At 64.6% G+C, this 523-nt stretch carries 1 protein-coding gene; it reads right to left on the reverse strand.

Going from position 1 to position 523, the window contains the following annotated elements; all coding sequences use genetic code 11:
- Window positions 1-17 precede the first annotated feature (17 nt).
- A partial coding sequence (locus ACLF3G_RS29535; protein WP_430672944.1) for an IS630 family transposase occupies window positions 18-523 on the reverse strand: 506 nt, incomplete at its 5' end.

Consider the following 523-nt stretch of genomic DNA (forward strand, 5'->3'; position numbering starts at 1 on the left):
ATACCAAGTCCCATTGATTAGAACCCATGGGCCCAGTCGCGCATGCCAATGGACATGATACGCCAGGGCTGATCGACGAGCCTGTTCCAGGCGCGGCAGCAGTGCTCGACGATGTCCTCATGGGCTTGGAAGATGCGGTTCGACAGCCAGTTGTCGCGCATGAACTGCCAGACGTTCTCCATCACGTTGAGCTCGGGGCATTTCGGTGGCAGCGGCAGCAGGGTGATGTTGGGCGGCACTGCTACCTGATCCGAGAGATGCCAGCCTGCCTGGTCGAGCAGCAGCACCGCATGCTTGCCGGGCTCGACGATGGCGGCGATCTCGGCCAGGTGCACGTTCATTGCGGCACTGTTGCAGAACGGGAGCACGACGGCGGCGCCCTTGCCTTCCCACGGGCAGACTGCGCCGAAGAGATACATCGACGCGGTACGCTGGTCCTGCGCCGCCGCCGGGCGGGTGCCGCGGCGGGCCCAGCGGCGCGTGATTTTGTTCTTCTGGCCAACGCGGGCCTCATCGGCGAACC

The sequence above is a fragment of the Falsiroseomonas sp. HC035 genome (genome assembly GCF_050563525.1).
Taxonomy (GTDB): Bacteria; Pseudomonadota; Alphaproteobacteria; order Acetobacterales; family Acetobacteraceae; genus Falsiroseomonas.